This window comes from Paenibacillus sp. VT-400 (genome assembly GCF_001029205.1).
Taxonomy (GTDB): Bacteria; Bacillota; Bacilli; order Paenibacillales; family Paenibacillaceae; genus Paenibacillus; species Paenibacillus amylolyticus.
Window position 1 is genome coordinate 176,887 of sequence record NZ_LELF01000047.1, and the last position, 23,754, is coordinate 200,640.

At 47.8% G+C, this 23,754-nt stretch carries 22 protein-coding genes; 2 read left to right on the forward strand and 20 right to left on the reverse strand.

Going from position 1 to position 23,754, the window contains the following annotated elements:
* Positions 1-57: 57 nt before the first annotated feature.
* The 9 genes from EL84_RS03275 to EL84_RS03315 form a co-directional block, all read right to left on the reverse strand.
* Positions 58-618, reverse strand: coding sequence for a manganese efflux pump MntP family protein (locus tag EL84_RS03275; protein ID WP_047840702.1), 561 nt, complete (start codon positions 616-618; stop codon positions 58-60).
* A gap of 175 nt (positions 619-793) precedes the next feature.
* Positions 794-1,966 carry an L-threonylcarbamoyladenylate synthase gene (locus EL84_RS03280; RefSeq protein ID WP_414855707.1) on the reverse strand — a complete coding sequence of 391 codons (1,173 nt, stop codon included), beginning with the start codon at positions 1,964-1,966 and terminating at the stop codon, positions 794-796.
* A gap of 247 nt (positions 1,967-2,213) precedes the next feature.
* Positions 2,214-2,873 carry a stage II sporulation protein R gene (spoIIR, locus tag EL84_RS03285; RefSeq protein ID WP_047840704.1) on the reverse strand — a complete coding sequence of 220 codons (660 nt, stop codon included), beginning with the start codon at positions 2,871-2,873 and terminating at the stop codon, positions 2,214-2,216.
* A gap of 255 nt (positions 2,874-3,128) precedes the next feature.
* Entirely contained in the window at positions 3,129-4,349 is a 1,221-nt protein-coding gene (locus tag EL84_RS03290; protein ID WP_047840705.1) for an FtsW/RodA/SpoVE family cell cycle protein, read from the reverse strand.
* Between the two features lie 270 nt (positions 4,350-4,619).
* Entirely contained in the window at positions 4,620-5,840 is a 1,221-nt protein-coding gene (locus EL84_RS03295; protein WP_036667776.1) for an FtsW/RodA/SpoVE family cell cycle protein, read from the reverse strand.
* Positions 5,841-5,925: 85 nt separating this feature from the next.
* Positions 5,926-6,810 carry a peptide chain release factor N(5)-glutamine methyltransferase gene (gene prmC / locus EL84_RS03300; protein WP_082218880.1) on the reverse strand — a complete coding sequence of 295 codons (885 nt, stop codon included), beginning with the start codon at positions 6,808-6,810 and terminating at the stop codon, positions 5,926-5,928.
* Positions 6,811-6,834: 24 nt separating this feature from the next.
* The gene (prfA, locus tag EL84_RS03305; RefSeq protein ID WP_017691918.1) at positions 6,835-7,902 is read right to left on the reverse strand and encodes a peptide chain release factor 1; all 1,068 of its coding nucleotides are present in this window, start codon (positions 7,900-7,902) and stop codon (positions 6,835-6,837) included.
* A gap of 638 nt (positions 7,903-8,540) precedes the next feature.
* Positions 8,541-9,641 carry a redox-regulated ATPase YchF gene (gene ychF, locus EL84_RS03310; RefSeq protein ID WP_017691917.1) on the reverse strand — a complete coding sequence of 367 codons (1,101 nt, stop codon included), beginning with the start codon at positions 9,639-9,641 and terminating at the stop codon, positions 8,541-8,543.
* 192 nt (positions 9,642-9,833) lie between these two features.
* Positions 9,834-10,304: a GNAT family N-acetyltransferase gene (locus EL84_RS03315; RefSeq protein WP_235431481.1), complete on the reverse strand. Its 471-nt coding sequence runs from the start codon at positions 10,302-10,304 to the stop codon at positions 9,834-9,836.
* Positions 10,305-10,518: 214 nt separating this feature from the next.
* On the opposite strand from EL84_RS03315, the gene EL84_RS03320 reads away from it, so the two are divergent.
* A complete protein-coding gene (locus EL84_RS03320; RefSeq protein ID WP_047840707.1) occupies positions 10,519-10,959 on the forward strand; it encodes a hypothetical protein in 441 nt (146 codons plus the stop codon).
* Positions 10,960-11,141: 182 nt separating this feature from the next.
* On the opposite strand, the gene EL84_RS03325 is transcribed toward EL84_RS03320, so the two are convergent.
* From EL84_RS03325 to EL84_RS03335, 3 genes are read right to left on the reverse strand one after another with little or no spacing between them, the layout of a single operon-like run.
* The gene (locus tag EL84_RS03325) at positions 11,142-11,579 is read right to left on the reverse strand and encodes a hypothetical protein (protein ID WP_047840708.1); all 438 of its coding nucleotides are present in this window, start codon (positions 11,577-11,579) and stop codon (positions 11,142-11,144) included.
* Positions 11,579-12,184, reverse strand: a complete 606-nt coding sequence (locus EL84_RS03330; protein WP_152682966.1) for a hypothetical protein — start codon at positions 12,182-12,184, stop codon at positions 11,579-11,581. Before EL84_RS03330 ends, EL84_RS03325 begins: the two co-directional genes overlap by 1 nt.
* 29 nt (positions 12,185-12,213) lie before the next feature.
* Positions 12,214-13,332 (reverse strand): hypothetical protein, encoded by a 1,119-nt coding sequence (locus EL84_RS03335; protein ID WP_047840709.1) that lies wholly within the window; start codon positions 13,330-13,332, stop codon positions 12,214-12,216.
* Positions 13,333-13,622: 290 nt separating this feature from the next.
* Between EL84_RS03335 and EL84_RS03340 the strand changes: the two genes are divergently transcribed.
* Complete coding sequence (locus EL84_RS03340) at positions 13,623-14,186, forward strand: RNA polymerase sigma factor (protein ID WP_161799403.1); 564 nt, start codon at positions 13,623-13,625, stop codon at positions 14,184-14,186.
* Between the two features lie 140 nt (positions 14,187-14,326).
* Here the strand turns inward: EL84_RS03340 and fni are convergent, their stop codons facing one another.
* From fni to EL84_RS03380, 8 genes are all read right to left on the reverse strand, one after another.
* The gene (gene fni, locus EL84_RS03345; RefSeq protein WP_047840711.1) at positions 14,327-15,394 is read right to left on the reverse strand and encodes a type 2 isopentenyl-diphosphate Delta-isomerase; all 1,068 of its coding nucleotides are present in this window, start codon (positions 15,392-15,394) and stop codon (positions 14,327-14,329) included.
* Positions 15,395-15,728: 334 nt separating this feature from the next.
* Positions 15,729-17,210, reverse strand: a complete 1,482-nt coding sequence (locus tag EL84_RS03350) for a phytoene desaturase family protein (RefSeq protein WP_047840712.1) — start codon at positions 17,208-17,210, stop codon at positions 15,729-15,731.
* The gene (locus EL84_RS03355; RefSeq protein WP_047840713.1) at positions 17,207-18,355 is read right to left on the reverse strand and encodes a glycosyltransferase; all 1,149 of its coding nucleotides are present in this window, start codon (positions 18,353-18,355) and stop codon (positions 17,207-17,209) included. The genes EL84_RS03350 and EL84_RS03355 overlap by 4 nt, the downstream gene beginning before the upstream one ends.
* A gap of 1 nt (position 18,356) precedes the next feature.
* Positions 18,357-19,118 (reverse strand): lysophospholipid acyltransferase family protein, encoded by a 762-nt coding sequence (locus tag EL84_RS03360; RefSeq protein ID WP_047840714.1) that lies wholly within the window; start codon positions 19,116-19,118, stop codon positions 18,357-18,359.
* On the reverse strand, positions 19,087-19,854 hold the full coding sequence (locus EL84_RS03365) for a carotenoid biosynthesis protein (RefSeq protein ID WP_047840715.1): 768 nt from the start codon (positions 19,852-19,854) through the stop codon (positions 19,087-19,089). Before EL84_RS03365 ends, EL84_RS03360 begins: the two co-directional genes overlap by 32 nt.
* On the reverse strand, positions 19,854-20,726 hold the full coding sequence (locus tag EL84_RS03370) for a phytoene/squalene synthase family protein (RefSeq protein WP_047840716.1): 873 nt from the start codon (positions 20,724-20,726) through the stop codon (positions 19,854-19,856). The genes EL84_RS03365 and EL84_RS03370 overlap by 1 nt, the downstream gene beginning before the upstream one ends.
* Positions 20,723-22,186, reverse strand: a complete 1,464-nt coding sequence (locus EL84_RS03375; protein ID WP_047840717.1) for a phytoene desaturase family protein — start codon at positions 22,184-22,186, stop codon at positions 20,723-20,725. The genes EL84_RS03370 and EL84_RS03375 overlap by 4 nt, the downstream gene beginning before the upstream one ends.
* On the reverse strand, positions 22,183-23,733 hold the full coding sequence (locus EL84_RS03380) for a phytoene desaturase family protein (protein ID WP_047840718.1): 1,551 nt from the start codon (positions 23,731-23,733) through the stop codon (positions 22,183-22,185). The genes EL84_RS03375 and EL84_RS03380 overlap by 4 nt, the downstream gene beginning before the upstream one ends.
* Positions 23,734-23,754: the final 21 nt, after the last annotated feature.

Sequence of the window (23,754 nt, forward strand, 5' to 3'; positions counted from 1 at the left end):
GTGTTAGCCTCCCCATTTTACATATGATGCGAATGATATGATATCTCAAGTTTTATTCTAAAACATAAACAAAAGTCCAAACGCAAGCAAGATTGCGCCACCAATTGCTTCGCCGTAATCCCCGAGATTCTGGCTTACCCGACGGCCTAATAGCAGACCCATAACCGACATCACCCCGCCACACACACCGAAAGCAAGTACGGTCAAGATCAGATCACTGCTAAACATCCCTAAGGAAACGCCAACGGAGAATGAATCCACACTTACGCTGAGGGAGAACAACACAACGCCGAGCAGGGAACGGTGGTCCACCAGCTTTGTATCGCCTTCACGGAATGCATTCAGAATCATATGAGCACCCAGCAAAACAAGCAATCCACCTGCCGCATACGTCGTAATGTCACCGAGCAGGGAGCTGACGTATTTGCCCATATACATGCCGATGAGCGGCATGATGATATGAAATAGAGCCGTTACAATACTGATTCGCAATACATCCCGCAGCCGAATGCCCTTCATGCCAATTCCGATCCCGAGTGAGAACGCATCGAGGCCAAGCGCAATAGCCATGATCAAAATGGTTACCAACTGCCCCACATGGGCAGACACATCCCACATCCCCATACCCCCAAGTCACGTAAAGGTTCTTGTACACGATATGCGGACAAGGACCTAAACATGACCGATGAAAGGCAAACGGCGACGGATCTCTGGTCAGATGCCGGCTTTATAGAATCTTGATTTTGTTTTGGAAAAAGAGTGATTACTCTCCTGACTGTATGATCAGGAGAGGTTAAGAGGGGCGCTGGTTGCCAACTTGTATGAGTTGGTTCCCCGCAGCCTTGAGCAGCCGATTCATGACGGCTGCTCCCAGCCCTTCGCGTGAGCAGGCTTCAGCCACAATATATGTGGCGCCTTGCTCATCGCAACTGCGCAGCGCGGCGTATAGCCGGCGCGCTGCTTCTTCCAGCTCGCTGGCGTCACCCAGCGAGAACACGGCATCGGCGCGGTACTGCTCCGCGTGCTCGGCGAACGCCAGCACAGCGGTGCGCTCTCCGCGCTGCGCCGCCTCTGCGAGGGCGGCGCTGATCCAGGCCGCCACCGCTGCGGGCGGCCCCTCTACCACGCACAGCGCCCCTGCGGGTGCGTAGTGCGTGTACTTCATGCCCGGCGAGCGCGGCGCCGGGCTGCCCACGCCATCGGCCCCCTCCGCGAGCAGCGCGGGGTCCGTGGCGACACGGGCGGCAACGGCGGACAGTTGTTCCGCCGTAATGCCGCCAGGGCGCAGGATGGTGACGGTACCGTCGTCACCGACCTGCACAACCGTGGACTCGACGCCCACCCCGGTGGGGCCGCCGTCCACAATGCCGCCGATGCGGCCATCCAGATCCTCGCGTACATGAGACGCGAGTGTCGGGCTTGGCCGCCCGGAGCGGTTGGCGCTTGGCGCAGCCACAGGGCATGCCGCCGCCGCGATTAACTGCAAGGCCACCGGATGGTCCGGCATGCGCACGGCCACCGTGTCCAGACCGGCGGTGACACGCGGGGACACCGCCCCCAGCCTAACCGGCAGCACCAGCGTCAATGGTCCCGGCCAGAAGGCCGCCATCAGCGCTTCCGCCGTTTCATTCACTTCCGTGACCAGAGTATCCAACTGGTCACGGTGCGCGATATGCACAATCAGTGGATTGTCGGAAGGTCGGCCTTTGGCGACAAATACAGCCTCCACGGCTGCTGTGCTACGCGCATCAGCACCCAAGCCATAGACCGTCTCGGTCGGAAAGGCCACCGTCTGACCTTGACGAATGCAGGCTGCGGCAGCCTGCAAGTCGGCGAGCGCCTGTTGATCGGCGCTCCCCTTTTTCACATCCAACATTTCAATATTACCCAATCCGTGATCGTTCTCAGCGCTCACCAAGACGCGTACATCCCACATCTCAGTGACCAGCTCTCCCGGAGCTTTCATATCACGTTCTTCTCTATCATCCCTCATCTCAGAGGTGTGTTGCACTGGTTCGTTTTCTCTGCTCATATATCATCATTCCTAAACTTCAAGTAGGTTAGTTCATATCCATATTCAATATAAGTAATTATAACATACCTGTCCCAACTCGGATGCCCTTCATACTTCGCCCGGAAATTCACCACTAATTCATATCAAAAGGGCAGCTCCCATAATCGAAGTCGCCCTTTATCATAGTATAAACTGGTTGTTATGCGAACAATCCAGTTACCCAACTCCACAGTTTCACAGCCATATCCCACAGAAAGAATCTTGCTTCCGGTGTATCTCCCTGCACAGATGCTTCTGCATCTCCTGGTTCAGCCGCTGCGGCTGATACCGTTGAAGGTTTCGCAAGTGCATCCCCGGTCCCTGCATCAATGAAGCACAACGGCGGGAACAACACACACCACCAGTTCTGACCTTTCCCTTCGCCCAGCGTAATCCGAACCGCTTCATAATCTCCGGCAGGATACACAGTGCCACCATATAGTTTGGTCGGGAACGGAACGGAACCCAGCTCCACCTGATACTCATAATTTAAACCGCGACTGGCCAACTCTTCTCCTACTCTATTCTCAATCTCGGACAAATGCTCACGAATAACCTTGCGCGCTTCATCCAGACTTTGCGGATTCTCCAGTTCGGCTACCCACTCGCCCATCTGAGCAACGACCGCATCCCGAATCTCGCGTTTCACCAATTGATCTCCCGGTGCATCCGAGTTTGCTAGAATACGCAAGCGAATCGATTGTTCTGGAATTGCTGTGGCCGCCACAGCTGCATCCGTTTTCTGACCTTCCCACATCATGATAATCAACATAAGACATACAATAATAAGTCCAATTTGCTTTACAATTCTTCTGCTCATTCCGTTCTCCCCCTCGGCTCTCTGATCACGCTACCTGCAACTCTCTCATGTCTATCAGTATGCCCGGTAGAGACGGAAGTAAACCTAGCATTTGCAATAAATCTACTAAATCGTTTCTATGATTCACACTTTCTCACCCATCATATTAAAAAGGTTGATCTGCACCTGGTACAGGGCAAATCAACCTCTTTATTCCTATGAACGATCACGTTATACGTCTCACCACTTTACTTTTCACTTACACCGACTCAACAGTTACACAGCACTTTTCTCTTTCTTGAGCATATTCCATAAACGTTCCGACAACCGAGGTTGCTGCTCCCCCATCAGAAGTTCATCCTCCTCTTCTTGCCCGTACAACTTAATGCTCATGACTACACCGATGCAAGCCATATTAATAAGCAAAGAGGTGCCGCCGTAACTGATGAACGGTAACGTAATACCTGTGAGTGGCATCAGTCCGAGGAACGCCCCCACGTTCTCAAACACCTGATACAATAACATTCCGATAATACCTACAATGATGACGGGTCCCGCGCGATCTCTGCATGCCAGAGCAATCAGCACCATGCGGTGGATCAGGATAAAGTACAACAGAATCAGTACGGATGCACCAACAAACCCAAACTCCTCTGCGATCACAACAAAAATGGAATCAGAATACGTATAGGGGACTCGTCCACTCTGAACGGATGTTCCTTGCAAATAACCTTTGCCGATGATGCCCCCTGAACCGATGGCTAAACCTGCATTTTTCGTATGCCAGGAAGCTTTGGAGGTAGCTTTTTCCGGTACAAGCCAAGGATCAATTCGCTCCGCCCAATGCTCACGTTTTATCTTTTCAAGAAAAGTGAATACTTCATCATGGTAGAAGGTATAAGCTTTGACAAAACCAAAGAACGCCACTCCCACAATCGCCAGTGCAATCAATGCGTGCTTCAGCCTCATATTTCCGATCCAGAATACCGCAGCCAGAATCACGACATACCCCAGCGCATTCCCCAAATCATTCTGAGCCATAACAAGGGCAAACGGAATAAACGCCCAACAGCCAATCGGCACAATATCTCTCCAAAATTTCAGCGTGCCTCGTTGTCTCTTCACGATCAAATGGGCGAGAAACAGAATCAGAATCATCTTGAACAGCTCTGCCGGTTGAAAAGAAAAGTTCTCGCCCAGCTTCAGCCAACCGTTGGCGTTATTGATTGAACTTCCCAGGACATTGGCCAGGATCAGTAGTATGATCCCCAAGCCATACAAATAAAACGCATATTTCACGTATAACTTGTAATTCACAAGCCCGATCACAAGCACCGCAATGAACCCGGCCACATAGAAATACATCGTTTTGACATGATGATTCGCCAGGTTGGCATCTGTCTGCGTTCCGCTATAAATCGCAAATACACTAATAATCATGAGCAACAGCATTACAAAAAGAATAACACCGTCCATCTTTTTCAACATTCTCAACATGACTCTGTCCATCCCCCTGAAATCTAGCATTCTATGATTTCCAATTGAACTCAATATTACCATTGTATATAATTGGATAATAAAATGGAAATCAGGGTCGTTTCAGGTTAAAAAACGAACTATTCAACGGCCTGAATTACGCCGTAAAAACAATAAAAACCCCAAAACATCCACCCAATGTAACTTGGGTTGGTCTGTTCCAGGGTTCTATAGTTATCTAGCTTATATACATAAATCTGACGTGCTATTTCACGGTTTGACTCAGAAACGTTATTGCTCCTGCTGGGATGGCTTGCGTCTTAGCAATTTCCTCACCAGATCCGTAATACTCGGTTGTTCCGCAGAGCCAAGAATATCCTCATTCTCTTCCGTGTGGACCTTAATACTCATCACAAGACCCATGCTGATCATGTTGATCATAATGGAGGTACCACCCGAACTGATAAACGGCAGCGTAATTCCTGTCAACGGCATCAGACCAATGAATGGACCAATATTAACAAAGATCTGGTAAAGCAGCATCGCTATGATCCCAACAATGAGATAAGGCCCCGCGCGATCCTTACACTCCAGTGCAATCAGCACCAGCCTGTGAATAAGGATAAAGTACAGGAGAAGCAGTACCGAGGCACCGATGAAACCAAATTCTTCCCCAATCTGCACAAAGATGGAGTCAGCATAGGCCAGCGGCACCCGATTTGACTGAATCGTCGTGCCTTCCATATAGCCTTTGCCTGTAATCCCACCAGAACCAATCGCAAGCTTTGCATTATACGTCTGCCAGAGTACATCTCTTGAGGTCAGCTCTGGTACAAGCCAAGGATCAAAACGATCCGCCCAGTGCGAACGTCCAATGTCATTCAGGAATTTAACAATCTCATCATGGTAATGAATATACGCCTGTGTACCACCGATAAAAGCAGCCACTGCGATCATAAAGCCAATGAGGGCATGCGTAAATTTAATGTTACCAATCCACAGTAGGCCCACAAGAATGACTACATAGCTTAATGCATTTCCCAAGTCATTTTGAAGCAATACGAGTAGTAACGGCGGCAGAACACAGAGTGTAATCGGGATAACATCACGTCCAAAATAGAGCGGACGGTTCTTCTTTCGGGCCAAAAAGGCCGATAAAAACACAATCAGGCATAACTTGAACAATTCAGCAGGCTGCAAACTGACCCCGAAGATGGACAGCCAACCTTTTGCACCATAATACTCCTTACCAAAGAACATAACGAATATGAGCAGGAGCATCCCCACGCCATAGATATATAAATAATTTTTGATTATGAATTTATAGTTGATCATCGACATCCCAAAAAAGACTACGAAGCCCAAAATATAAAAGATCACTGCGCTTTTCGGGAGTCCCTCCAGCTTTGGACGACCAAACGTTGTACTGTAAATCGATAAAATACTGATACCCATCAGAATAACGAGTATAAAGACAATAGAATAGTCTATTTTTTTAAATTTGTGCAGCATGTAATTATGTTCCCCCAAGCATTCAGAAATCTTCGGTATATCTCATTGTAGAGGATTTCACGGCAAAAAGAAAACCCGCGGAACCTTACATTTTCGTCACCTGTTCCGAAGTACGAACACCCAGGACATGCCGCTCGATTCCGGCAAGGTCCGGTACAATGATAATTTCCGGCCAATGTCCCGCCGATTCAAGCAGAGCTGCGATGTCGCGAGCCTGCCCTTGGCCCAGCTCAAAACCAATGATCTGCGGCGGCGCAGGCAACAACGCCAACTGCTCCAGCATGATACGGTACGGTGCAAGCCCGTCCGGACCGCCGTCCAATGCCATGCGCGGCTCATGATCGCGCACCTCTTGCTGTAACCCGGCGATATCCGCCGCCGGGATGTATGGCGGGTTGGACACCAGGATGTCCACCCGGGCCCCGGCGAACGGGGCCAGCAGATCGCCTTCACGGAAGTCGATCTGTACCCCGTTCGCGGCCGCGTTCCGCGCGGCCACTTGCAGGGCAGCCGCCGAGAGATCCCCGGCGCCAACCTGCCAGCGCGGGCGCAGTGAAGCCATCGTCACCGCGATGGCCCCACTGCCCGTGCCGATATCGACGGCGAGCGGAGCGCCGTCGGGAAACACGCGGTCGGCTTCGCGCAGCACAGCCTCGACCAACAGCTCGGTCTCCGGCCGCGGAATCAGCACGGCCGGCGTGACCTCGAACGGCAGCCCATAGAATTCCTGGCTGCCGATAATGTATTGCGCCGGCTCACCCGCAGCCTTGCGCGTGACGGCGTCCTCCCAGCGGCTGCGATGCTCGCTGGGAAAAGGCTCCGGCTGCATCATGTAATACGCGGCGCCATAAACGCCGAGTACATGTTCCAACAGCAGCCGGGCATTGTTTTGCGGCTCGTACACGCCGCACTTCTCCAAAAAAGAGGAAGCCTCCACGAAGGCTTCCCGACAGCTCTGTTCCGGCGTCATGACAAACTGCGCGCGGGTCACAGATTATTCTCCTCTATCCATCAACTCGGTCTGCTGAGCAATCGTCAGTGCAGACAAGATATCTTCAATCTCCCCGTTCATGATCTGATCCAGCTTGTGCATCGTCAGACCGATACGGTGATCCGTCACACGGCTTTGCGGGAAGTTGTACGTACGAATACGCTCACTACGGTCGCCCGTTCCCACTTTGCTCTTCCGCTCAACAGAGATCTTCGCTTCCTCTTCCATACGTTTCATATCGAAGATACGTGTACGCAGAACCTGCAACGCTTTTTCCTTGTTGGAGTTCTGTGATTTTCCATCCTGACATGTCGCCACAATTCCCGTTGGAACGTGCGTTACCCGTACTGCGGATTTCGTGGTATTAACCGATTGTCCACCGGCACCACTGGAACAGAACGTATCAACACGGATGTCTTTGTCATGAATTTCGATATCGAAATCTTCGGCTTCAGGCATAACCGCAACCGTTGAAGTTGACGTATGAATACGTCCGCCGGATTCAGTTGTTGGAATACGCTGCACACGGTGTGCGCCGCTTTCGTATTTCATTTTGCTGTAAGCGCCACGTCCGTTGATCAGGAAAACAACCTCTTTGAACCCACCGAGATCATTTGTGTTAACGTCCATCAGCTCTACACGCCAGCCTTGTGCATCTGCATAACGTGTGTACATCCGATACAGATCTGCTGCAAACAACGCTGCCTCATCTCCACCAGCTGCTCCGCGAATCTCAACAATAACGTTTTTGTCGTCATTCGGATCTTTTGGCAGCATGAGTACACGAATCAATTCGTCCAGTTCCTTCTGGCGAGTGCTTAGTTCGTCAATTTCCATTTTGACCATTTCACGCATCTCATCATCCAGTTTCTCACCCTGCATTTCCTTTGCAGCTTCGAGATCCTGACTTACCTGTTTGTATTCATTGTACGCTTCATAAGTCGGTTGCAGATCAGATTGTTCTTTGGAATATTCCCGCAACTTTTTGTTGTCACTTGCCACATCCGGGTCACACAAAAGCTCGCTCAACTTGTCATAACGGTCGGCTAACGCCTGTAATTTATCCAACATGTATAGTCACCTCACACATTATTTTGTCCATGCAAATATCGTTTTTAATAATTATTTCGGTTTAATTATTCATAACATCTATAATCTATATTCCACAACGCACAGGATTCTCACCGAATCCCCTGACCGCAGCATGTATTCACATTCCTGTATGATCGACGTATAACATCGCTACAACGTCATCAAATCCTTTACTTTTAAAGTGAAATCAAGAAATCGCGTACCCTGTATGAAACTCGCTTATGCTCATCTGTTACAGCGCGAATTTTAACGTGGTATACGACTCTTAATTATAGCATATTCTTATGGTTCTGAATAGTAACTGTTCCGCAGGCGGATGAACTAATTTTTAGTGCTGCGAAATACAAAATGAAATTGTTGTTCGATGTTGTTCCGAAATGTAAAATAAACAAAAGCCACGATGCGCTAACATCGTGACTTCTCTAACAAAGGCCGGTGGGCGACCACGGCGAATTTCAATCAAATGAATGAAGAACCACCGGATTGCAAGGCGACCAACCTAATCCCGGTGGTTTTTCTTGTTCCTCATCTGCAAAACTCTAAGTCAAAGACCCCACGAACTTCACGAGAAGGTCGTAGGGTCATGTTATTGAATCTACATATAAAGGTGTAACAACCTACACGTTGAAACGGAAGTGCATAACGTCGCCGTCATTTACAACGTACTCTTTACCTTCAAGACGAAGTTGTCCGCGCTCTTTGGCACCGTTCATGGAACCCGCTGCAACCAGATCGTCGTAGGAAACAACTTCTGCACGGATGAATCCGCGCTCGAAGTCCGTGTGGATAACACCCGCTGCGCCTGGCGCTTTGGTGCCTTTACGGATTGTCCACGCACGAACTTCCTGCACACCTGCTGTGAAGTATGTGTACAGACCGAGCAATTTGTAAGCTGCTTTGATCAACAGGTTCAGACCGGAATCCTCAATACCGAGCTCTTCCAGGAACATTTGTTTATCTTCGCCTTCCAGCTCAGAGATCTCTTCTTCAACCTTCGCACTGATCGGCACCACTTCTGCGTTTTCAGCAGCTGCGAATTCTCTTACTTTTTGCACGTAAGCATTGTTCGCCACGTCGCCGATTTCGTCCTCAGCTACATTGGCTGCGTACAGAACAGGCTTCAGGGTAAGCAAGTGCAGATCGCGCACGATCAGAAGCTCATCATCCGTAAGTTCCATGCTGCGTGCCGGCTTGTCATCGTACAGAACAGCCTTCACTCTCTCCAATACTTCTACTTCTTGAGAGGCAGTCTTGTTGCCGCCCTTCATGTTTTTCTTGGAGCGATCGATTTTCTTCTCAACACTCTCGATATCGGCCAGGATCAGCTCCAGATTGATCGTCTGGATGTCGCTCACCGGGTCAATTTTACCATCGACGTGTGTAATGTTCTCATCTACAAAGCAACGTACCACGTGTACAATCGCATCTACCTCACGAATGTGGGCAAGGAACTTGTTACCGAGACCTTCGCCTTTGCTCGCACCGCGAACAAGACCAGCGATATCTACAAACTCAAACGCCGTTGGTACTGTTTTCTTAGGTACAACGAGTTCTGTCAGTTTGTCCAAACGCTCATCTGGTACTTCAACGATCCCCACGTTAGGGTCAATCGTACAGAACGGATAGTTTGCCGATTCGGCACCTGCTTGTGTAATAGCGTTAAACAACGTAGATTTTCCGACGTTCGGAAGCCCTACAATTCCTGCTTTCAAAGCCATGTATATGACAACTCCTCATTGATTACTTGTTCGGTATGGATAATCCTATACATTATATATGACAAACCTCAAGGCATCAAGGAACTTCGCCAATTCGACCAGAGTCCCATACGCTTCCCGATATCCCCGTTTACTGCGGATAATTCGTTTTGCGCAGATCTTGAGTTTTGCCTAGAATATCCGCTATTAGGCTTACCCTTTGATTTCCTTATACATCGTCAGATCCGTTACCTCATATCCCATCTTGCGATACAGGCTGCTCGCCCGCACATTATGTCCAAACACATGCAAACCAATGCGATCCACGCCAAGACTCAAGGCCGTCTGTTCAAGCGCCTGCATTGTCTCTGTTCCGTATCCCTTACCACGATGCGCTTCTTCAACCACAATATCCAGCAAAAAAGCATCCTTCCCGCGGCGATTATCCGTGATATTAAACCAGATATACCCCACATTTCCGTCCACAGGATGCACCAGATTGTAGAGATACGCTCCCGGTGTATTCAAGCCTTCTGGCAGATAACGTTCATAAGATTCCTCCGCCAGTTGCTGTGCCTCTTCCTCAGCCCAGGTACCCGCTTCTACTTTTTCCTGTGCAAAATCCTTAATCGATCGAATGCAAAAACTCGTATAATCTTCCTGATTCATTGGAGAAAGTTTCAACTTTTTCCCCTCCTTATTTCGAGTGATCTTAATTATGTATGATCTCTGTGCAATCCTTTTTGCACTACTAGTATCTTATTGTATCCTGTTCTCCCGCTTAGCGCATGAAGTTATTCTGACGATTCGAGCTTCAATTTCATATTTATCCATTTTATTTATAACTTTTGATCTCTTCCCATCGTTTATACCTCATGAAGGAAAGGAGTGGATCATATTGAACACACGTCGCCGATTCTCCAAAAAGAAAATGATTATCTTATCCGCTATCATACTCGGAATCTCCATCGTCGCTTTTATGAGCTTTCTGAATGCAATCGATCCCTTTCGCCACTTAAGGATCACGATCCACAATCAGTCCGACTATGACCTCACCAATATTCAGGCTAGCCTAGTCCAAGGCGACAACTCGTTTAACAACAACAACAATGAGAGTGGCTCCACCTACGTATTCGATAAGGATATTCCCAGCGGAGCAAACGTGAAATTCGCCCCGCAACTGAAACTTTCCGGGGAGGGCGTCGTCTCCTTGGCGTTCACAGACAGTCGCGGAAAAACCTATAATAAAATGGTTTGCGGTTATACGGAATACTTGTCCGGCAATTCCTACGTTACTGTAACCAATGAGAATGTCACTGTGAAAGAGGAATGTATGTAGATCAAAGGGGGCCTTTCCAGTCAAGTTCGTTCCTTGGTTCTATAGTATTTGAGTAATCTGCATACATCCAAAGAGAGGCGATTAATCAGCTACAATGTACCTCATACCAATAAATAAGTTTACACACCAAAAGTAGCTTCATAATTCAGAAGCTACTTTTGGTGTTCTAGATGTATAAGATATCATTTCTCCCCAAAGGTTACGGACCTTTTTTTAAAAATTTTCCCCAATAAAACACCCACAATACTACTCACATAAACTATCACAATACTCACTAAGGCAAAAACAAGATTAGCTGGTAGCTCTAAGAAATACCTTATTCCGTAAACCGGGCCTGCCCAAATAATAGTCGCAGGAATAAATATAATTGCCGAATTCGCAAAATATCCTATAGTAAGTAAAATTACACCTGCTAACCAATACAAAGTGGAGAGCAATGCATATTCTTTGTATTTGTCACTTTGCATTATGCCATAAACAAACCATACAAGGATAAAGAGTATCGATGCTGCCGCTTGAAAGATACTCGGAGTATGCCCTTTCAAATATGAACTAAAATTAATAATTGTGAAAGGAACAACGATCAGAAGCATTAGAAGTAAATGTTTATATTTTCCCATTATATCGCTGTCAGGTAGTTCACTTGTTTTTTAGGAGTGATCAGAGTTCCACTGTGCTGTTCCCTGATCCAAAAATCATTTTTAGTGACATCCCATTGAGTATCGTTTCCATATACTCTAAAACTGTACCATTCATAAATATATTCAATAACACCATCACACCGTATAGAACTCACTTCATCATACTTAACATATGTACTTGCGCTACCAGTACTATAATATACCTGGTAACCTAAGTTATAAGAAATATTTTGTGTACGCAGATTTCTGCCCATAGCAACAAACAAATCTCTCTGAGCTGAAGAGGGGGCAGTATTTGGTCTATATGTCCCTTTGAAATTATTACCATCAATGAAGTTAGACCAAGTGTCCCATTGTACACTTTTTCCGGTTCCTGGAGCATGCAGAATAGGAAGACCATAGTTTGATGCAGGTTCATCCCATAATCCTGCATGCCAGTCAAATCCAAAAAACACTCCATCTCTATAGGCAGCATACCCTTGATTTCCAGTAGCTGCATCAGCTGTTCCACCTCCAGTATATGAAGTCCCTAAGAGAACTATAGCAAATAGAATTAGAGATAGCTTTCTGCTAATTGTTTTCATTTTATAATCAGCCTCTCTTTCATATATTTTCATTCAGCCCATTTATAATTTCCGCTGATGCCTTCCTTTTGAGCCACAATGATGACTTCTTCGCTCCGCTTTTTCAAATCTGGATCACTAATACTTGAAGTTACTTCACTAAGAGGTTCAACCAAGTCCACAATCGGTAGTATTTCTAACGCAGAAACTACGAATCTAATTTCGTCTTCTGTCGGATTCCCTGTAAGTATCTCTTTTAGAGTGATAAAGTTTTGATCGACCGCAAAAGCTTTAAGTTCCTGTTCGACCAAATCACTTTCGATAATTTGTGTAATAGCCTTTTGACTTCCGATCTCGGAAATGGCGAAAATTGCAGAATCTTTAAGAACTTCATCATTACTTGATTTTATAATTTTAAAACTGGTGTCAATGAAATCAGCTTCTAGATCCACTGTATTTTTTTGAAGGGTAGACTGACTTTCATTTTTAAGATACTTTGCTGTAGCTCTTAACGCAGCAGAAATTTTATTTGGAGATTGCTCTTCAATATTAGACAAAATGCTCTCTGAAATTCCATATGCCTCGCTTACATTGATATTACTTAAACGTTTCAAACCATTAAATGCAAGAATATCATCGTCTTCATGAATAATATCTTTTAATAACCCCACATCATCTAAAGTGAAATCTGCTGTAGCAACAATTCTCGATTTCACTTGTGCATCAATACCATCTTGAAGAAGAATTTGTTTTAATTCCCCACCATCTTTATTTTGTTCATGTTTAAGCACATACAAATCCACTAGCGCTTCACGTGTAATGACTGTCTTTGTATTATCGGCAACCATCTTAAGAATATCTTCATCTTTCAACTGATCTTTTCTTTCGAAAAGCGCCGATACAAAAGGAATGAGGGTATTAATCTCATTTTGACCCACACTATTGTTCTTAGCCAGTGTTGAAGGTTGACCCACTGTAGCAGCCAAGTTATCAATTTCATCAATTAATTGTTCATTACTCATATTGTTGATATTATTTTGCAGAACCGCCTCATCCTCCACTAGATGCTTCTGTAGGACATTTCCTAAATTCGCACCAGCAACACCTACGGATAAGAATAGTGCGAGACAAGCAGAAGATCCAATTAACATTAACTTCTTCTTATTCATGTTAAAATCACTCCTCCATTATTGATATTCCAAAAAATTTCTACCATAAAAAATAGTTAATCCTTGTAATGAATGTTCTTCCTCCTTTCAATAAAGCTAATCTCATTGTTGTTACTAATATAGAGACTCCAGTTTATCTCCTCATCTAACGTTTTTTTCATCAAAAAAAATCCATAATTATGTATTTTATGAATTAATCCGCTTATATTATCCTTATATATGCTATAACATTAAGGATGACCTTTGTTTTCTTTCATTAACTAAAATATGTAAGAAAGGATTGGGGTATCTTGGATTTGAATTATCTTTTCCACCAAAGTTATTACGACCTTCCCCCTCCGTTACAAAAATCAGTCTATCGTTCATTTTATAATTTGGTGCATCAAGATATTACATATTTGTTAGGCGGAGACCATGTTTTAACGGAGGATGTCATTCAAGAAAGCTTCCTGAGAGTCATTTCCAATGTCAATAAGTATAAAATTGATAACTCCAAAGCTTGGTTAAGACAAGTTACTCGTAACTGCGCTCTGGATTACTTAAGAAAAACAAAATTAGATCGTCAGTCAATAGACATAGCTAGCTTATTTGAAGATAATAAGACGCTTGCAGTACAGCAAATTAGTGTTGCTCTTGAAGTCGAAAAAAAGCTGCGATATGAAGCGCTACGAACTGCCATTACAGAGTTAAAACAGGACTATCAAACCATTATCACCCTTTTTTATATTAAGGAAATGTCTTACAAAGAGATAGCTAGACTGCTGGGTCATTCCGAGCAAGCCATAAGTCAGAAGTTGGCGCGAGCACGAAAAAAGTTACATCATCAATTTCTAAAAAAGTGGGTTGAAAATTAAAAAACACACTCCAAAGGGAGTGTGTTTTAATGCGCAACCTGAATATGATAATAGCTATCAATTCAAGCATGTGCCAACGGGAATAGATTGTTCCTTATATAAGACAAAACATTACATCTTTTCATAATTCAAAATTTTATCTAACGCCGCTCCACCAGTCGCTCCGTCTGCTTCAAATCCTCAATCTGACCTGCACCAATGCCAAACATGACAGTACGAAGTTCAAACTCAACCTGTTCCAGCCGCTCATTCAGCGCATCATCGGAAGCTACTGCGGATTCGAGAAGAGATCGGCCAAAACCAGCCAGGTCCGCCCCGAGCGCGAGGGCTTTGGCCGCATCCACGCCAGTGTACAGTCCACCGCTGCCAATCAGGGCACCAGTAGGATTCAGCGCTCGTACTTCCTGAATACACTCCGCTGTGGGAATACCCCAGTCGGCAAAAGCTTCCGCTGCCGCCCGGCGTACCGGGTTATTGTTGCGGTACTTCTCCACCTGTACCCAGCTTGTACCTCCAGCCCCGGCTACATCGATAAACGCGACACCTGCTTCATATAAGCGTTGAGCCGTCACACCATCGATGCCAAAACCTACTTCTTTTACGCCAACAGGCACGTCTAGCTCACGACACAAGTTTTCAATCCGTTGAAATAATCCACTGAAGTTAGTATTGCCCTCCGGCTGAAAGACTTCCTGCAACGTGTTCAGGTGAAGGACGAGCATGTCCGCACCCGCAATATCTACGGCACGTTGGAAATCAGCCGTGGTGAAGCCATAGTTCAGCTGTACCGCACCCAGGTTGGCAATGACCGGGATGTCTGGTGCCCAACGGCGGACATCGAAGGTACTTGCCAGTTCCGGCTGCTCCACGGCAGCCCGGATTGAACCTACGCCGAGCGCCCAGCCTCTGGCGTTTGCTACTCGAGCGAGGCGCTCATTGATGGCGCCCGTTGTTTTGCTTCCACCCGTCATCGAACTGATGAGCAAGGGTGTACGTACTTTTTTACCAATAAACGAAGTCTCCAGATGCACCTCTTCAAAATCCAGTTCCGGCAGTGGATGATGGCGAAACGCATACCGCTCCATACCGCTGGTTACCCCTTCTCCTGCCACATTCTCCTCAAGACAGAGGCGCACGTGCTCTAGCTTCCGTTCTCCCGTAGCCACTTCGGGAAGCAGCCGTTCGCCGGCTCGCTCTTGTTCATTCATGATGAGACCTCCTATGTGAGAATCGTGCGGATCGACAGGATAACCTGCCTGTTCCTAGCTTTTATGTATATACGTCTTTTGCAAAAGACAAAAACATTAATCCTATAAGCATTACAGCTCAGCAGTTTAACTCTATCCAGTATAACGTTCCAAACCGGCTATTGAAAGGATGCCCCGACACCAAATGTCTCACTTAAATCCCGGAGCACCACTATCTCATACCTACTCAACAGCACGGATCATCCGTAGCAGCTTCAAAGTTAATTAGCAGAGACGATACACACGCACATGGATCAACAAAACACATTTTCACTCCATCATCTGCACAACAAACTTATCTCAAGATTTCCGATGCCAATTGCTCACCAACAAGCTGTCCGGACAATGTCACTATCGGGGTTCCGCCGCCTGGATGTGTCGTTCCGCCTACGTACCAGAGACCTTGTACATCTTTGCTTCGGTTGCCCGGTCGCATAAAGGTCTGCTTCACCGAATTGGACGAGATGCCGTAGATCGAACCTTGATGCGCCAAAGTATCCCGTTCAATATCTCGCGGTGTGTACCGGATCAGCACATCGGATTCATTCAACCCGGTGATTCCCCGTCCTGCCAACTGTTCCAGCACAAACGCTCCATAACGTTCCGTCTGTTGCTCCCAATTCCATGAATCCGACAAGTAGGGAGCATTGACCAGAATGAACAGGTTACTGGCTCCCGCCGGAGCCATGCCCGCTTCCGAATAACCGGAATAACAGATGTAAATCGTCGGATCTTCGGGCATTTTACGGTCACGGAAAATATGGTCAAACTCCGGTTCATACCGTTCCGGGAAAAAAACCGTATGATGCAGCAGTGCATCATATTGCCTTCGCACACCTGCCAGCGTCACAAATCCCGAGATGGATGGTTCATATTTCTGTATGCGGGCATCGCTCATCTCTTTCCGATGTTCCGGTGCGAGCAGCAGTCGATTCACGCTTAGCACATCTCCATTCGCAACCACTTGATCTGCTTCGCGGAAGCCTTGATCCGTATCCACGCCAGCCACTTTTCCATTCCGAACAACAATCTGCCGGACCTCTGTGCCGGTAATGATCTGTACACCTTTTTCCCGTGCCAGCCGGGTCATTCCTTCGATCAGTTGATAGGTTCCACCTTTAACCCCGTAGATGCCCACCTCTGCTTCCACATGACCCATCATGGCAAAGATGGAAGGCGATTGATACGGCGATGATCCCACATAGGTCGCGTACCGTCCGAACATAGCGAGCGTATGCGGATGTTGGAAATACGAGCGTAGCAGCTTATCCAGCTTCACCGTTGGCCGCACGCGGAGCAGGCTGCGCAGCATTTGGAGATTGTATTTGTCAAAAGGAGACAGCAGCAACTTACCCAGAAAATGACGATTGGCTTCCGCATACAGTGCAGCAGACTCATCCATAAATGCATCATAACGAGCCGCATCCTCCGGACTGTACGCTGCGATCTGCTCCTTCATCCACCCGCGATTGCCTGACAAATCTACCACTGTGCCATCTGCAAATACATTACGCGTGCGCGGCTCTAGCTCATATAACTGTACGTAATCTTCCATTGCTACACCCGCATGGTCGAAGACTGAACGAAAGGTCGATGGCATCGTGATTGTGCTCGGTCCCCGGTCAAAATGATACCCGTCCCGCTCAAAATGCTGTAGCTTGCCACCTACGTGTTGCTGCCGTTCCAGAATGGTCACCTGCACACCTTGTGAAGCCAGTCGTATTGCACACGACAGACCTCCAAATCCTGCACCGATTATAATGACGTTACCTCTCAACTGTACCGCCTACCTTTCCATACATACCCCTTGCCGGAGCGGCCTGCCTGCCAGGAAGCGAATCCGATGGCAATGACACAGGCCATGCTGACCGGTTGCAGAAGGGCAAGCCACCAGGGTTGTCCGCCAGCATGATCCGCTACTCTTTTTACAGCCATACCTAATAATGTTCCTAACAATCCATACAGAATGGACATCGAACTGCCCATAAGGAGTCCAATAATCAATCCTAGTGGAGGCACAATATACATCAGTGTATACATTAACATCGTGCCAAGCAGCAGCACGTCTTTGCGCCCCATACCTTCGTACATGTTTTTCTTATATCCGTTCCATACTTCTGCCCCGTTCTGATACATACGGGTATTTGTTACATCATGCACATCGGTCAGCATCACCGGATGACCTGCACGCTTGACTGCTTTGGCGAGACTCATATCATCCACCAGATGTGCCTGAATGGCAGCATGACCACCGGAAGCTTCGTAACTGGAGCGATGAATCAGCAAAAAAGCCCCCGTAGCGGCCACAAACATCGGACTGGATGATCTACGTATCATGAAAATGGGCAGATGACTGATGATGGTGAAGACCATCATCGGTACAACAAGCTTTTCCATCCACGTCTTTGTTACCTGATAAGGAAAACCGGTTACCAGCCCCCCGCTCTGCTCACACCCTGCCGCAAGAGTCTGCCGAATGGCACTTGGCTCCAGACGCACATCCGCATCCACGAACATATACCATTCTCCCTTGGCCTCCTGAACCAGCCTGTGACACGCATGGGATTTCCCCATCCAGCCTTCGGGAAGATCAACGCCATGCAGCAAACGCACACGCGTATCACGATCCGCAATCGCTTGTACCATGGCCGCTGTCTCATCTTCGGAGCGATCATCCAGCACCAATACTTCCATCCGGAATCCTGACGTATCGCTCGCGAGCACACTTTCCAGACATCCTTCGATATGTAGTCTTTCATTTCTGGCTGGAATCAGCACCGAGACCAGCAGGTCTGGTGGTTGTATTGAGTCTGCTCGGAATGAACGCACTTTGGGCAGACAGGAGACGTTCCATAGAGCGAACAGCAACTGTATGCCCAATATGCAGGTAAGCACAATCCAGAAGATTTCAGATGCATTCATGCTAACGGTTCACCCGCTTTCGTGCCGCATCGTATTTTTCACTTGTCGAACGTACATGACGAATCAGTGGAATCGCATCTGGCAAACTTCCCTGCCCCATCCGTATAAGCTCTGATCTATGATCGTCTAACTGCTGTTCCAGCACATGGCCGAGTCTGGAGGCAATCTCTTCACTCTTCAACGCCTTCCAGTCTTCCATCACAGCTGGGCCCGCCTGCATCGATATTTCCGGTAAATCATGCTGGACCATCCCATGACACAAGGTTACCGGTACGGCGATGGCATTCGGAGAACGACGAAGCAACAATCCGATGCCTGGACGGAACTGAATTGGTCTGGCCTCCTGATGCAGAATTTCTCCTTGGGGAAAAATCCAGACCCTTTTACCTGAATCCAATAATTCACTGGTGTACTGTAGAGAGGTCCGAATACCGGACGCACTCTCCTTATTGATCGAATACGCACCCAATTTACGAAAAAAAGCATACTGCTGAAGCTGTTGCTCCTCCATCATCACATAATGATCACCCCGCGATGTCTGCCTGGCCGCATGATAGAGCAGCAGACCATCCCACCAGGAGCTGTGATTCATGAAATAGATCACCGGACGAGTCGCTTCAATCGGGGAGTTGTCCCTGATGTCCACCTGTGGGTCCAGTGACCCTGTGAGCGTGAAGGAGCGGAAGCGCCGACGTAGCAGATAATAGTGATTGTATAAGGCAAAAATACGATTAAACGGTTTTGATTTTACGGCGCGAATCATAGAGCCAGCTCCCTTCGGCAAGAAGCACACCAGCAATGGCGATGATAAAACTGCCTGTAATCCCTTCCTTTAGAGCAAGCAGGCCGAACAGAAGAATAAACAGCTGATACAACCATTTTGCACGCAGCAATGAGCTACGGTCATTAGGCATGGCCGGAAGGAAAAGGGATAAGAATGCACCCATGATAAACCAGCTTATGTAATTGGTCCACGGAACACCGTAGAATCCACCTGGGGCTTGCCACTCCCAGAATCCTCTTGCATGCGCAACAGGGTCGAGCACCAGATCAAGTACAATCGCCCAGAACCCGGTCTTCACTGCTCGAAGCAATTTGCCAGTCCACGTTGAACCACCGCCACTTAACAGCGCCGAGTTACCCACCACTGCGATCCAGGCGAAACCCAGCGTAACTGGCACACTGAACAGATGAATCCCGAAGAAGTCTGAGTAAGCATACTCACCAAAGGGCCAATGCGTATGCACTCCTACCCACTCTACGCCCATACCTCCAAGCCAGATAATCACAGAGGATATCCAGAGTCCGGGTTTCAGCCAGATGACTGACTGGTCGGACAGGCCTGTCCGATTACGCCCTTGATAGATCAGATCCAGCACATACAATGCGTAGAAGATTAGAAATAAACCATTCGAAAAAGATAATACGTCAGGCACACCGATCGTTAGCATCAAGGTTGCTCCAATGACATACCACGCCCAGTAAAGCCACTGGATCATCAGGATACCGCCGTTCGGGAGGCTTGATAGGCCAGCATCGGGTAACGTTTCACAATCGCACCCAGCATCTCCAGTTTCAATTCATCGCTAACATATGCCCGTTTGGTATATACGTCATAATCGTTGCGTTCAACCGCGTGTAGAATGGTGGAGTAAAAGGCTGCTGCCAGCTCGATGGAAAACGCACTTTCCGTTGGGTACGTATCCAGACGATCCATGCCAATACGGAACCAGTTCAATGCTGCAGCTTTTAATTCATGAACAATGGCAATAAAGCGTTCGTCCACAACCCCGTCTTCAAAGTCCTGCTCGGTGTAACCATGCTTCTCCATGATCTCCAGCGGAACATACCGACGCACTCTGGCCCGATCTTCACCAACATCCCGAATAATATTAACGATCTGCATCCCTTTACCCAAAGCAATCCCGTTCACGGCTACTTCCGCGCCGTTATCATCCCGCAATACAGGCAACAACATCTCGCCTACGGTTCCGGCCACCAGATAACAATAATGCTCCAGTTCCTGCATCGTTGTATAATGCGTTACTTTAAGATCTGTGAGTTGCCCTTCCATCTGACGGAAAAATGGCCCCTTATCCAGATGAGGGAAACTGCTGAACAACCATCTCAGTGCTGGCCAGATAAAGTGTCCTTCCGCATCGTCTAGCCGATCAAACAAATCATTGATCTCGTGAATCGTATATGGCGAATGTTCCGGCTCGTCTACACTGTCATCAATCATGCGGCAGAAGGCATAAATGACATATACCGCTTCCCGACGTGGACTTGGCAGCCCTCTAAAGGCCTGATAAAAAGAGGAAGAACCCTTTTGCATCAACTCTTCACACCTGCTCAAAATCGCTTCATTCATGTTCCCATCTCCTTCATGAGTTGATTGACGGCCATCCGTGCACTCTGCATTACAATCGGCACTCCGCCACCTGGATGTACAGATGCTCCTGCGGCATATAATCCCTTTATATTAGGGAATGGTTTGGGTTGCGGTCGGTATACACCGGACTGGAATAATACAGGTGCTATACCAAAGCTTCCGCCCCCATAGAGCCCGTCTCGCTCTGCGTCAGCGGGTGTACGTACCTTTTTCCACTTGATCGCTGCACGAAGTCCCGGGAATCCACGTTGCTCCGCTTCTTCCAGTACCCGTTCTGCCAATGCTTCACTCTCCTGATCCCAGTCGACACCTTCGGCATCTGGTACGGGAATGAGGAAATATAATACACTCTGTCCTTGAGGCGCTGCAGTTTCATCCAATGCGACCGGATTAAATACGTAAAATGAGGACTTTGCCGGAATGCGTCGCTGATTGAACACTTCCTGCAAACTGCCTTCAAGACTCGGTGGCAGGAAGAACTGGTGCGTCGTTGCATCTTCCCAGGTTTTGTCCACGCCCACATAGAGCAATACACATCCGGAAGAGGGACGATACGGTTTTCTTTTACGTGCTACCTCTGGTGATTGTCCAAGCAAACCTGATAGATGGGGGAAATCACCATTGTAGATAACTGCATCCACATTTTCTGCGCCTGCTGCCGTTTCTATACCTTCACACACACCATTTTTAATCTTGAGTCCGGTCACTTCCGAATTCAGCACGACACGTCCACCACGTGATATCAGTTCCTGTTCCAGAATGGCCGGCAATGCTGCATATCCACCTTTGACCATCCAGATACCATATTCATGCTCTGCGTAAGGCAAAAGGGAGTAAATGCCTGGCGTCCCAAACGGTGATCCACCGATGTATAGACTTTGCAGAGAGTAAGCGTCGAGCAATTCCTCATGGTGAAAATAATCGCCTACCGCTTTCCGGACACTTTTGTGTGCACGCAATCTGCCCATGAGGGACATGAGCGAAGGGGTGAAGAAATCCCTTTTGCGCGGAAAAGCCCTTTCCAGAAACGCTGCCCGGCCTGCCGGAAACAACGTGTCCATATCTTTCATGAACCGTGTGAATCCTCGGCTCTCTCCAGGGAACAAACGTTCAATCTCCGCCGTCTGCTCTTCACGTGAGGTCATCTTGGTCATGACACGACCACTGTGGTAGTGGACTCTGTATAACGGATCACAGCGAAGCAGCTCAATCTTCGAACGATCTACGCCTGCTTCCTCCAGTATGCCAAGTAACATCTCCGGCAGCAGTACGATGGTTGGCCCCTGATCGATCCGATACTCACCTTCCTGCTCATATCCAATGCGTCCGCCAACGCGGGAACCCCGTTCATACACGGTGACATCCCAGCCTTGACGGTTCAATAACAGTGCCGAAGTGAGTCCGCCAATCCCTGCGCCTACAATAGCGGCCCGCTTCATGAATGCCCTCTGGCTTCTGCCGTCTTCACATAAGAGGATGGCTTGGAACGTGTGCGTGCGTCCTCTTCCTGAATCAGTCTGACACTGATTCGTGCCGATTCGAAGATCGTGGGCAACCCGCTGCCCGGATGTGTTCCGCCGCCTACCAGCCATACACTTTTCAACTCTTCAAACTGGTTATGGGGACGCATATACATCATCTGACCCAGGTTATGTGCCATATTAAACGTTGCTCCGCGATACACATCTAGTTCAGTCTCCCAATCAAGTGGAGTGAACAGCATACATTCTTCAATACGGCTGCGTATGTCTGCCAGCTCAGGAATGCCTTCCATGCGTTTCATCATGGCCTCCTGCACATTCTCCCGTTCTGCCTCCCAATCAATGTCTGCGGTAAGGTTAGGCGTAGGCATAAGAACATACAAAGCAGATTTCCCTTCCGGTGCCAGCGTCGAATCAAGTCTGGAAGGGTTATGAATATATAGAGATGGATCGGCTGATAACATTTTGTGCTTTGTGATCTCATCAACGTTTAACCGGTAGTCCTCGGGAAAATAGATCGAGTGATGCGGCAGATCCACATCACCATCCACGCCCAGATACAGCATTGCTGTAGAGCAGGAATACTTTTTGCGTTTCATTTTCTCCGGGGTATATTTCTTAAGCACGCCTGGTTCAAACAGATGGTTCACGGCATGTGCAAAGTCGGCGTTCACCACCACATGGTCTGCTTCGATGCGTTCACCGTTCTCAAGCAACACCCCTTCTGCACGACCATTGCGAACGATGACCTGTTTCACCGGGGTGGAAGTATGTATGCGTCCTCCGTATTCTTCCACGACATCGGCCATGGCTTGGAAGATCCGATTCACGCCGCCAATGGGGTGGAACAATCCGTAGTGATGCTCAATAAACGATAATATGGTAAAGGTGCCCGGACAATCCCAGGCAGACATGCCAAGGTATTTGGATTGAAATGTAAATGCCCAGCGCAGACGCTCGTCTGTAAAATAGCGGGACAAGATTCCATAGACTGTATTGTGGACATCAAGCTTAGGTAGAGCTGTTACCGCATCCTTGCGTAGATAGTCAGTCAACTTGCCAAAAGGACGACGGAGCAGAGGCATGACTTTGCCAAACTTCACTTCTTCTTCTTGCATGAACCGAAGGTAATTGTCTTCATTGCCCGGAAACAATTCCTTAATCTGTGCAGCTGTATCTTCCCGATTACGAGAAGGCTTGAACACCTTGTTACCAAAGTTCAGTGCGTACAGCGGAGTTAGCTCTTTCATATCCACATAATCGGATAATTTGCGTCCCACCACATCGAACATCTCTTCGATCAGCTGTGGCATCATCAAAAATGTAGCACCCCGGTCGAATCGATATTCACCCAGTTCCAATCTGGCAGAACGCCCCCCGATGACTGGCTGTTTCTCATACACATCTACCTCGTACCCCTGACCGGACAATAACATCGCTGCTGCAAGTCCACCTGGACCTGCGCCAATGACAGCTGCACGTTTGCGTTGTTGATTCGGTATCATGCCACTCACCTTTCTATGTAG

Coding starts and splice junctions, on each gene's coding strand:
- EL84_RS03275 (WP_047840702.1), bottom strand. CDS start 618: ATGTGGGATGTGTCTGCCCATGTGGGGCAGTTGGTAACCATTTTGATC.
- EL84_RS03280 (WP_414855707.1), bottom strand. CDS start 1,966: ATGAAAGCTCCGGGAGAGCTGGTCACTGAGATGTGGGATGTACGCGTC.
- spoIIR (WP_047840704.1), bottom strand. CDS start 2,873: ATGAGCAGAAGAATTGTAAAGCAAATTGGACTTATTATTGTATGTCTT.
- EL84_RS03290 (WP_047840705.1), bottom strand. CDS start 4,349: ATGTTGAGAATGTTGAAAAAGATGGACGGTGTTATTCTTTTTGTAATG.
- EL84_RS03295 (WP_036667776.1), bottom strand. CDS start 5,840: ATGCTGCACAAATTTAAAAAAATAGACTATTCTATTGTCTTTATACTC.
- prmC (WP_082218880.1), bottom strand. CDS start 6,810: ATGACGCCGGAACAGAGCTGTCGGGAAGCCTTCGTGGAGGCTTCCTCT.
- prfA (WP_017691918.1), bottom strand. CDS start 7,902: ATGTTGGATAAATTACAGGCGTTAGCCGACCGTTATGACAAGTTGAGC.
- ychF (WP_017691917.1), bottom strand. CDS start 9,641: ATGGCTTTGAAAGCAGGAATTGTAGGGCTTCCGAACGTCGGAAAATCT.
- EL84_RS03325 (WP_047840708.1), bottom strand. CDS start 11,579: ATGGGAAAATATAAACATTTACTTCTAATGCTTCTGATCGTTGTTCCT.
- EL84_RS03330 (WP_152682966.1), bottom strand. CDS start 12,184: ATGAAAACAATTAGCAGAAAGCTATCTCTAATTCTATTTGCTATAGTT.
- EL84_RS03335 (WP_047840709.1), bottom strand. CDS start 13,332: ATGAATAAGAAGAAGTTAATGTTAATTGGATCTTCTGCTTGTCTCGCA.
- fni (WP_047840711.1), bottom strand. CDS start 15,394: ATGAATGAACAAGAGCGAGCCGGCGAACGGCTGCTTCCCGAAGTGGCT.
- EL84_RS03355 (WP_047840713.1), bottom strand. CDS start 18,355: ATGAATGCATCTGAAATCTTCTGGATTGTGCTTACCTGCATATTGGGC.
- EL84_RS03360 (WP_047840714.1), bottom strand. CDS start 19,118: ATGATTCGCGCCGTAAAATCAAAACCGTTTAATCGTATTTTTGCCTTA.
- EL84_RS03365 (WP_047840715.1), bottom strand. CDS start 19,854: ATGATCCAGTGGCTTTACTGGGCGTGGTATGTCATTGGAGCAACCTTG.
- EL84_RS03370 (WP_047840716.1), bottom strand. CDS start 20,726: ATGAATGAAGCGATTTTGAGCAGGTGTGAAGAGTTGATGCAAAAGGGT.
- EL84_RS03375 (WP_047840717.1), bottom strand. CDS start 22,186: ATGAAGCGGGCCGCTATTGTAGGCGCAGGGATTGGCGGACTCACTTCG.
- EL84_RS03380 (WP_047840718.1), bottom strand. CDS start 23,733: ATGATACCGAATCAACAACGCAAACGTGCAGCTGTCATTGGCGCAGGT.